The 9,493-nt window shown below is 43.4% G+C and carries 9 protein-coding genes; 4 read left to right on the top strand and 5 right to left on the bottom strand.

The genetic code is table 11. The annotated features are described in order from the left end of the window. On the top strand, positions 1-1,202 hold a 1,202-nt coding region (locus CXF78_RS02695; protein ID WP_102035898.1), incomplete at its 5' end, for an ATP-binding protein. 260 nt (positions 1,203-1,462) lie between these two features. On the opposite strand, the gene CXF78_RS02700 is transcribed toward CXF78_RS02695, so the two are convergent. Then, a complete protein-coding gene (locus tag CXF78_RS02700) occupies positions 1,463-1,621 on the bottom strand; it encodes a YqaE/Pmp3 family membrane protein (protein ID WP_011635799.1) in 159 nt (52 codons plus the stop codon). 317 nt (positions 1,622-1,938) lie between these two features. Between CXF78_RS02700 and CXF78_RS02705 the strand changes: the two genes are divergently transcribed. The 3 genes from CXF78_RS02705 to CXF78_RS02715 all read left to right on the top strand — a co-directional run bounded on the left by CXF78_RS02705 (position 1,939) and on the right by CXF78_RS02715 (position 4,370). Beyond that, positions 1,939-3,318, top strand: coding sequence for a mechanosensitive ion channel family protein (locus CXF78_RS02705; RefSeq protein WP_102035899.1), 1,380 nt, complete (start codon positions 1,939-1,941; stop codon positions 3,316-3,318). A gap of 249 nt (positions 3,319-3,567) precedes the next feature. Continuing rightward, complete coding sequence (gene trmL / locus CXF78_RS02710; RefSeq protein ID WP_059745837.1) at positions 3,568-4,032, top strand: tRNA (uridine(34)/cytosine(34)/5-carboxymethylaminomethyluridine(34)-2'-O)-methyltransferase TrmL; 465 nt, start codon at positions 3,568-3,570, stop codon at positions 4,030-4,032. Next, positions 4,032-4,370, top strand: a complete 339-nt coding sequence (locus CXF78_RS02715; RefSeq protein ID WP_102035900.1) for a DUF2956 domain-containing protein — start codon at positions 4,032-4,034, stop codon at positions 4,368-4,370. Before trmL ends, CXF78_RS02715 begins: the two co-directional genes overlap by 1 nt. Before the next feature lie 28 nt (positions 4,371-4,398). Here CXF78_RS02715 and CXF78_RS02720 read toward each other — a convergent pair whose 3' ends face one another. The 4 genes from CXF78_RS02720 to CXF78_RS02735 all read right to left on the bottom strand — a co-directional run bounded on the left by CXF78_RS02720 (position 4,399) and on the right by CXF78_RS02735 (position 9,363). Continuing rightward, positions 4,399-4,962 carry a hypothetical protein gene (locus CXF78_RS02720; RefSeq protein WP_102035901.1) on the bottom strand — a complete coding sequence of 188 codons (564 nt, stop codon included), beginning with the start codon at positions 4,960-4,962 and terminating at the stop codon, positions 4,399-4,401. A 252-nt stretch (positions 4,963-5,214) separates the two neighbouring features. Next, the gene (locus tag CXF78_RS02725) at positions 5,215-6,666 is read right to left on the bottom strand and encodes a M16 family metallopeptidase (RefSeq protein WP_102035902.1); all 1,452 of its coding nucleotides are present in this window, start codon (positions 6,664-6,666) and stop codon (positions 5,215-5,217) included. After that, a complete protein-coding gene (locus CXF78_RS02730; RefSeq protein WP_374702265.1) occupies positions 6,663-7,976 on the bottom strand; it encodes a M16 family metallopeptidase in 1,314 nt (437 codons plus the stop codon). The genes CXF78_RS02725 and CXF78_RS02730 overlap by 4 nt, the downstream gene beginning before the upstream one ends. A gap of 73 nt (positions 7,977-8,049) precedes the next feature. Continuing rightward, positions 8,050-9,363, bottom strand: a complete 1,314-nt coding sequence (locus CXF78_RS02735; protein ID WP_102035904.1) for an amidohydrolase — start codon at positions 9,361-9,363, stop codon at positions 8,050-8,052. Between the last annotated feature and the right edge of the window lie 130 nt (positions 9,364-9,493).

A 9,493-nucleotide genomic window follows, 5' to 3' on the forward strand; every position in this document is an offset into this window, starting at 1 on the left:
AAGGTAAAAATCTTCAACGTCTGCACCGTAGCCGCAATAAACAAGGCGATAGAAACCATAATGCTGGTCCATTGCGCTTATATTTAACCGATGGCGAAGGCCAAGTATTAAATACCAAACGAGTATCGCGAGGATTTAGACGCTTTCAACTCATGGCAGAAGAAGCAGACCATCCGATCAGCCATCAATTTAGAGATGAACTTATTTTCGGCCCCTATTCTTTTGTGGTCAATGGCAAGCCGTATCAATTATTTGGCCGCTTCCCCGATAATCATCCACGGCCGTGGTTCTTTTTCTTTGCCGACAATAAATTACTTACTGCAGGCTTAGCCATTTTACTGTCTGGCTTATTATGCGGTTTGCTCGCATGGTATTTGGGTAAACCATTACGTTCACTAAAGCACAGTGCCAATGCCCTCGCTAGAGGTGATTTATCTAGCAGAGTCGATGCCGCTACCGCAAATCGTCGTGATGAAATGGGCCAATTGGCACAGGCTTTTAATGGAATGGCCGATGCAGTGCAAGCCATGATTAACAACCAGCAACGATTAATGGGCGATATTTCTCATGAACTGCGCACACCACTCACTAGGCTGCAATTAGCCTTAGCTTTAGGCCGTAAAAAAGGGCAGCAAAGTGAAGAGCTAGAACGTATCGGCTATGAAGCCTTACAACTTGAAGCGCTAATAAGCGAGTTACTCACTCTATCTCGGGTAAGCTTAGCCAGCCATGAAAATAAAGTCGTACTCGAATTAGCAGAATCTTTAAGCCAAGTGTTAGATGACGCCGAATTTGAAGCCGAGCAGCAAGGCAAACTATTACAAATTGATATACCAGAGGCACTGCAATTGCCTCTTCACCCAAAGACACTCTCGCGCGCCATAGAAAATCTGCTGCGTAATGCAATTTGCTATGCCAATAGCCAGATAACCATTAGTGCAGCCCAAGTTGGCAAACACATATTAATTACAGTGGAAGACGACGGTCCAGGTATAGATCCAAAAGAGCTCGAAGCTATTTTTAAACCTTTCTATCGCCCCGATACAGCCAGAGACAGGCAAAGTGGTGGGTGGGGTTTAGGGTTGGCTATAACTCAAGCTGCTATTACGTTACATCAAGGCAGTATTGTGGCAGAAAACCTTATCGGCCCAACAGGAAAGCGCGAAGGCCTTAAGCTCAGTATCAGTTTACCGGTTAGCTAGTCGATATAAAAAATAAACTTCAACCACTTATATTCTAATCGGCCTTAATAATGGCATTAACTAATATTCCCTGCACACGCAGGGAATAAGCACGTATCAATAATAGCTAGCTCGCCTTCATAGACGACACAGCTGAATTAACCCTGTAATCAATAGCATGTCATTGCTAGGTAAAAATTACCCCTAACTTGGCAACATTTTCCGATTGATGCAAGCGGCCTGAGCCGCTTCACCATTAGGCATAATCATCTTTGCAGATACTAGCGCTTAGCAATCACCCATACCGCGTGCACTATCCCTGGAATGTAGCCTAGCAAGGTTAAAATTATATTTAATAATAAGGTCTTACTTAGGCCTACTTGTAGAAAAACCCCAAGTGGTGGCAGTAAGATTGCGATTAAAATACGTAATAAATCCATGATATTCTCCATTTTGAATGTGCTGAGGTTAACAGTTGCCTCAACGTATATTAGCTGACTTGCATTTATTGTCATAAAGAACAAAGCAATTATCTGACCACTATTTCAAGTGTTGCTATTATTCCCCTCAATGAACATCGTTTTTAAGCAACTACATAACCTCATATACTGACTTATTAGTATGTATTTAGAAGTGAAAAAAAGCCCTTTTTGCATACTCTAAAAACATTAGCGGATAACGCTCACAACCTTTGGTGCCTGTGAAGATTGTTTGCTAATATTGAGTAATGACAGGCTAGTACCTTGCGGATAATCTTATGATTTGTCGATTTTTGTTAAACAACTTTCCTCGCAGCAACAAGCGATCATCCTCAAGGTTAAATCGATGGATTCTACTATGGAGTTTAGTTATTGCTGTTGTTTGCCTTACCAGCTTTGTGCCTACTGATGCCCAGGCTGCGCCCTCGTCTGATACTGTGAAACAACTCATACAGATTAACGACCCAAGCAGCGTCATAGACATTGAAATACAAGGCTCTGTCGTCAATCTAAACGGCTCTGCCACGGAGCAAGCGAGTAAAGAGCGCATACTGCAAACCATAGCCGCTTTACCTGATGTGACTCAGGTTGTGGATAATATTCACTTGCAACCTATTGAGCCCTTATCTTTAGCTCCCCTGCAACAGGATGCTGAGCAATTTTGGGACAAAGCCTTACTCTATTTACCGCGCTTGGCTTTAGGGCTGTCGATATTCTTGCTGCTATTTTGGCTTTCTCATCCTTTAGCACGCTTATTGATTAGTCCCTTAGCTTGGGTAACAAAAAGCGAGTTGATTCGATTAGTGATGCAGCGCAGCATCAGTGTATTGATCATCTTATTGGGACTATATATATTTTTGCGCCTCGCTGGCCTAACGCAGTTTGCAGTCGCGATTATTAGCAGCACTGGTGTAATCGGTCTGATTTTAGGTTTTGCCTTTAAAGACATCGCCGAAAACTTTATTTCCAGCTTACTACTCAGTGTGCAGCGTCCGTTCAAATTAGGTGATGTAATATCCGTTGAAGGGAATTTGGGGGTGGTAAAGCAAGTCACTGCAAGGGCTACCACGTTAGTCGACTATGACGGAAATCATATCCAAATCCCCAATGCCACTATCTATAAAAACGTGATTAAAAATCTTACCGCCAACCCGAGAATGCGTGGCCACTTTGTCATTGGCATTGGTTACGATGCAAGTATCCGGAAGGCTCAGGATATCGCTATGGAGATTATGAGCGATCATCACGGCGTACTCGCAGATCCAGAGCCACAGGTGCTGATAAAAAACCTTGGTCCATCGACGATTAATCTGCAAGTGTATTTTTGGGTCAATGCTGAAACTCACAGTGTTCCAAAAGTGGCTTCAATTTTAATGCGCTTGCTGGTGCGCGCTTATGAAGCAAATCAAATTAGCTTGCCGGACGATGCCCGCGAACGTATTTTCCCTCAAGGGATACAATTAGTCACCAACGGACATCAGCAAAGTGAAACACCTCTGAATACGATACAGAGCACTGAGCACAACAGCAACAAAGCCCAAGAGTCCTTAGAAGATGCCCATAATGAGACTAGCGATGACATCAGCAGCGATACCGATGATATACGTCAACAAGCGGCACAATCACGAGATCCTGAAAGTGGCGCCAATATTATCTAAGCTCTTATGTTGGTAGAGGAATAAGCATGGAATTTTATTTCTCGATATGCGCACTATAGCGCGAAGGCATCAATAAAATAGCCAGTATTTTATGAGGCTGTTATTGCCTATGTGTCAGCGCCCAACCAGCAATTATCATCAGGGCTGTATCGCTCACTTTGATAACGTCAGCGTTTATAACGCCTCGCAGTCAAACCTTGCTTAGGGTATAATTTGCCACTCTTTTTATGTTTCGTACCTAAGGTTGCCATGTTTCATATTGCCCTTTATGAACCCGAAATCGCTCCAAATACCGGAAACATCATTCGTCTATGTGCCAACAATGGCTCGCAGTTACATTTGATTGAGCCGTTAGGTTTTGATCTCGAAGAAAAGAAATTACGTCGCGCGGGACTCGATTATTCGGATCTGACCAGTGTGACTCGCCATAAAAACTATGCCGCTTTTTTAGAGGCCATGGCAGGAAAGCGTATTATTGCCTGCACCACTAAAGGTAGCCGTCCTCATACCCAAATTGCTTTCCAAGAAAATGATGTATTGTTATTTGGCCCCGAAACCCGCGGATTACCAATGGATATTATTGATGCGACGCCACTGGCACAGCGCTTACGTATCCCTATGACCGCCAATAGCCGTAGCTTAAACTTATCCAATTCAGTTGCCATTATTAGTTATGAAGCATGGCGTCAGCTGGGTTTTGCAGGCGCTGAGTAATGAAAAAAACGTTATCACCTGAAACCCAACAAGATGCTTTAGCCATTGCCAAAGCAACCCAAAAACCTGGGCAAGTTAAAGAACAAACCAAGCTGATTGCTGCAGGCGTTGAAAAGGGGATTGCTGAATACAAAAAACGTGAGAAGGCTAAGGCTCGAGAACGAGATAAAGCCCGTAAACAGCAGCAAAAAGCTAAAAGCGCGACAAGCTCAAATGATGACGATTCCGATGCGTCTTACATTGAAACAGAGAGTCAATTTAACTCTTTAACATGGTCGTTACTGGGATTACTTATCTTAAGTTGGGCATTGTTTGCCGCTTATTTGTTTTATCGATAAGCCCTGTGAGTGTTGAGATACACTCACGTTATTCTGTCGGCAGAGTATTATTTGCCGATGGTTTAAGCAGACTAATGGCTCTAATGACTTGATACTGCTCACTGTCGTCATCCAAATAGTGCGCGCTTTGCTGCCATTGCCATCCTGCTGTTGACGGTTTGGTATCACTCATCATGGGATCGAACTGCAATTGTACTAAGGCCGGACGTTGATTAATGTCCCCTTTGCCTAAAAATGAGTAACTGCCCGCTTGCTCATAAAGCGTTAACTGTTGCGATATATCATCGGTAATCCCATTAGCATACACCAATAAAATATGATCTTGTTGTTGCCTAAACCACCAAGTTTCACTGTTCGAAAAGCGACTACCACGGCTAACACTAATGTATAAATTACGTTTATCTGCCGAGCACATCACCGAAGTGCTTACCTGCTTCGGCGCAACATTCGGATTGGCAGCACTGCCCTGCCACTCACCCGCTAGTTGACCACAAAATGAATCCAAGGTTACTTTCGCAGCGTAAGATGACGGTGAATGTGTCAGTAACAACATCGCCGTTAGCAGTAATATAAATCGGCATGTATGTATCATTAACCATCCTCTTATCAAAATAGCGTTTAACACTTAACAGATCACAAGCTCAACATAGCCAATGTTGCCTGCACCAGCCCTAGAAACCGAATAGAATCACTCAGTGACACCATGATATCTAGCCATAAAAAATGGCCCACTTATGTGAGCCATCATACGATACTACAGTGCAATTAACAGACTAAGTCATTAACTGACTAAATCATTAACTGAATAAGTCATTAACTGAATAAGTCATTAACCCACTAATAACTACTGACCAAAACCCGTCGCAGTGATATCAACTTTAGTCACTTCACCGTATTGCGCCGCAATATCAGCAATTTTTTCAGCGTTACCAATCAACACAAACTGTAAGTTTTGTTGTGGGAAATATTGCTTAATCAAACGCTGAGTTTCTGCGAGGGTAAGTCCATCCACTTTAGCTTGAAATTGATTAATAAAATCATCATTAAAGCCATACAGATACATGTCAGACAATAAACCAGCTAATTGCCCACTAGTTTCATACTTAGGTGGGAACTGGCCTTTAACATAAGCTTTGGCAGAATCTAAAGTGGTTTGATCAATGCCCTTTTCCCATAAACGAGCATAGGTTTTTAAGGCTAAATCAATGGCTTCTTTAGTTGTCGATGACTTAGTAAAAGTACTGATTTGGAATACCCCAGATTGAGCATAAGGGCTAAAACCAGAACGGGCACCGTAAGTTAATCCGGCATTGACGCGTAATTCATCATTTAACCATGAAGTAAAACGACCGCCTAAAATGGTGTTCACTACGGTTAACCCAACATAGTCTGGATTATCGTAACGGATCCCCACGCCACCAATTAAAAAGGTGGTTTCGATTGCGTCTGGCTTGTCGACCAACAGTACATGAGGTTGGGTTAATGTTGGTAAATGTTGGCTTAAATCTGGCTGAACCACGGTTTCAGTGGTCTGCCAATCGCCAAAGGCTTTATTCAGTTTAGCGGTCATGTCGGCAACATCAAAATCGCCCACCACGTTAATGGTCATGTTGCTTGGTTGATAGTAGCCTTTATGAAAAGCGCGTAACTCCTCAACAGAAAGTTTAGCTATGGTGTCACTATTGCCTGATACCGGATTGGCATAAGGATGATCACCAAAGACTAACTTATTGAAGTAGCGACCAATCACTGCTCGAGGACTTTCTTTTTGCTGTGATAAACCAACAATTTCACGCTGTTTTAGTTTATCAAATTCAGCGCTATCAAAGTCTGGTTGGCGCAATACGTGGCTAAAAATGTCGAGCACGGTATCAACATCTTTGCTCATCATATTGGCACGAATATAACTGCCTTCTAAATCAGCGTTGGTGTCTATGCTGGCACCCATAAAATCTAACTGCTGCTCGATGTCGGCCTTTGATTGACCCGCTGCACCCAACATTAAACTTTGTGAGGTGATGTAAGCCATACCAGAAGTAATATCATTGACTGCACCCGCTCTCACTACGGCATCAATGGTCACTAATGGCACTTCTTTTTGCACCATCAGCTTAACCTTTAAGCCATTGTCTAAGGTAACAGATTGGTAGCTTGGCATAACAAAGCTAGCGGTAACAGGATTGGCTGTATCGGCGGTAGTTTTTTGAGTGGTCGCACAACCACTTATCCCTAAGCTACAGGCCAATGCGATTGCTGATAATGATATTTTAATGCGTGTGTGAGTTACGGTTTTCATTTGTCTGACTCCTCAGTAGCAGCGAGCACACCGACAGTTCGATTCGCTTTGATTAAATAGGTTTGCGCCACACGTTGAATATCAGCAGGAGTGACCTTGTTATAGGCTTCTGGGGCGTTAAACAGTTTTGCATAGTCGCCAAAATACAGCTCGTATGTACCTAAAGTATTGGCTTTACCATTAATGGTTTCCATGGTGCGGTAAAAGTCCATTAACTTGATATTTTTAACTTTTTCAAGTTCTTGCTGAGTCACGCCGTTGTTGGCAATAAGATCAATCTGCTCAATAAGGGCTTTTTCTAAAGTCTCGGCGCTGACTCCCGCATTCGCTACACCCAAAATATAGAATAAGTTAGGGTCGAACGACATTGGCATATACGTGTCTGCAGCCACGGCCAATTGCTTATCAACTAAGGCCTGATAAAAGCGTGAGCTATTGCCTTCACTTAACATCGACGTTAATAAATCCAATGCATAGTAATCGGCATGACTAGTTGCAGGTACATGATAAGCCAACATAATGTTTGGCGTGCTTACCGATTCTTTTTTAACAAATACCCGACGTTCACCATTTTGTTGCGGTTCAACTGTACGTACGGCTTTCGGTGGAGCTTGAGCTGGAATTGGTGCAAAATACTGATTAGCCAAGGCTTTCACTTCGGCTAGCTTCACATCACCGGTAATCACCACTAGCGCATTGTTAGGGGCGTAGTAGGTTTTATGGTATTGCTGTAAGTCTGCTAATGTCCAAGCGGCAATGTCCGACTCATAACCAATAACCGACCAGCTATAAGGATGCGCCGCAAAGGCGACACTTTTAAGCGCTTCTTGAATAGTACGCCAGTTGGAGTTTTCAAGCCCTGTGGTGCGCTCTGACTGCACCACGCCGCGCTCACTTTCAACCATTTCAGGGTTGATGTCTAAATTGGCGATGCGGTCTGCTTCTAAATCAAAAATAGTTTCTAGACCATTGGCTGGAAACCAGTCGGTATATACCGTTAAATCTTCACTGGTATAAGCGTTGTTGGCGCCACCAGCAGCTTCCATCGTGCGGTCAAACATTTTAGGGCCAAACTTTTTAGAACCATTAAACATCATGTGTTCAAAAAAGTGCGAAATACCGGTAATACCAGGTACTTCATTGCGCGAACCCACTTTCCAAAAAATGTACATATTGGCATTAGGGATAGAACTATCCTCCAACACCATAATCTTCATGCCATTATCTAAGGTAAAACTATTAATATCTTCAGCTTGTGTCGCTGACACGTTAGGTGCACTCAGTACACCTAACGTCATCAACAACGCCATTATCTTGCGGGTCATATCTCGCTCCTTTTGAGCTATCGTCCAATGGTTTATTAAAATTGGTTTTTAAATAGGGCTATTGTGCCGCGCTTAATGCTGTTAAGGCAATTTGGGTCATGGTTTGCACGCCAACCTTAAGGGCACTTTCATCAACATAAAATGCCGGAGAGTGATTACTGGCGACATTATTGATATCTTGGTCAGCAGGTGTCACGCCCAAGAAAAAGAACATCCCTGGTGTTTCTAATGCGTAATAAGAAAAGTCTTCCGCACCGGGAATCAGTCCTGGCTCAATCAACATATTGTCACCCACTACAGAGGCGATAACCGGGCGCATTTTGCTGACTAATTCTGGGTTGTTAACCGTAACCGGATAACCAGGTTGGATCACGGTTACTGCAGTGGCGCCAACTGTTTTAGCGGCATTAGCTGCCACTTGGGCCAATTTAATTTTAATGTCGGCGCGCATATCTTGATCGAAAGTTCGAATAGTACCAATAAGTTCTACTTCGTCAGGAATAATATTCGATCGAATACCACCATTAATGGCCCCAAAACTCACTACGGCGGGTGCTTTGGTAATATCCACCTGACGACTAATAATGGTTTGTACACTATTAATAATTTGTGCCGAGGCCACGATAGGATCAATACCACTCCAAGGACGTGAGCCATGGGTTTGCTTACCTGTGACCTTAATCGTAAATGAGTCTTCACTCGCCATTGCAGGGCCGGAACGTAGACCAATCATACCTGTAGGCATGCTTGATGTGACATGCATACCAAACACTTGCTCAGGCTTACGTTTAGCAAATAAGCCTTGTTTGAGCATTAACTCCGCACCGCCTTGCTCACCTTCAGGCGCGCCTTCTTCGGCTGGCTGAAAGATAAACATTACATCACCAGCTAGGCTGTCTTTTACTTTTACGAGGTTTTCAGCCACGCCCATCAGCATAGCCACATGGGTATCATGACCGCAGGCGTGCATCACACCAACGGTTTGATTTCGATAAGTGTCCGTCGCTTTAGAGGCAAAAGGTAAATCAACCACTTCGGTAACGGGCAGCGCATCCATATCAGCGCGTAAACCAATTAACGGCCCAGGCTTACCACCTGTTAATATCGCCACCACACCCGTGTGGGCGATACCCGTCTGTACTTCAAGCCCTAAGGATTTAAGGTGTTTTTCAATCACTTTACTGGTGCGAAATTCGCGATTAGATAATTCAGGGTGTTGATGTAAATCGCGGCGCCATGCAATGACTTTGCTTTCAACTTGAGCGGTTAGTTCTGCAGCATTGGGCACGCTAGCCACGGTAGTCGTGCTGTAAACACTGGCGGCAAATACACTTGAAAGCAGTAAAGCAACAGACGTCAGGCGCATGTTCATTCCATTTATTATAATAATTAGTGCAACAAAACTACCTTGAAATGAGAATTTTGTTAAATCTTTTACCGATTTGCTAACAAGTCAATTGTATCTATTTATTAACACCTAACACTCACGACTAAGCTGGCGA

Source organism: Shewanella sp. 11B5, assembly GCF_002836795.1.
GTDB classification, from domain to species: Bacteria; Pseudomonadota; Gammaproteobacteria; order Enterobacterales; family Shewanellaceae; genus Shewanella; species Shewanella frigidimarina.

What these genes read in the sequence shown, in the direction of transcription:
- CXF78_RS02700 (WP_011635799.1), bottom strand. Translation starts at nt 1,621, where the DNA reads ATGGATTTATTACGTATTTTAATCGCAATCTTACTGCCACCACTTGGG.
- CXF78_RS02705 (WP_102035899.1), top strand. Translation starts at nt 1,939, where the DNA reads ATGATTTGTCGATTTTTGTTAAACAACTTTCCTCGCAGCAACAAGCGA.
- trmL (WP_059745837.1), top strand. Translation starts at nt 3,568, where the DNA reads ATGTTTCATATTGCCCTTTATGAACCCGAAATCGCTCCAAATACCGGA.
- CXF78_RS02715 (WP_102035900.1), top strand. Translation starts at nt 4,032, where the DNA reads ATGAAAAAAACGTTATCACCTGAAACCCAACAAGATGCTTTAGCCATT.
- CXF78_RS02720 (WP_102035901.1), bottom strand. Translation starts at nt 4,962, where the DNA reads ATGATACATACATGCCGATTTATATTACTGCTAACGGCGATGTTGTTA.
- CXF78_RS02725 (WP_102035902.1), bottom strand. Translation starts at nt 6,666, where the DNA reads ATGAAAACCGTAACTCACACACGCATTAAAATATCATTATCAGCAATC.
- CXF78_RS02730 (WP_374702265.1), bottom strand. Translation starts at nt 7,976, where the DNA reads ATGGCGTTGTTGATGACGTTAGGTGTACTGAGTGCACCTAACGTGTCA.
- CXF78_RS02735 (WP_102035904.1), bottom strand. Translation starts at nt 9,363, where the DNA reads ATGAACATGCGCCTGACGTCTGTTGCTTTACTGCTTTCAAGTGTATTT.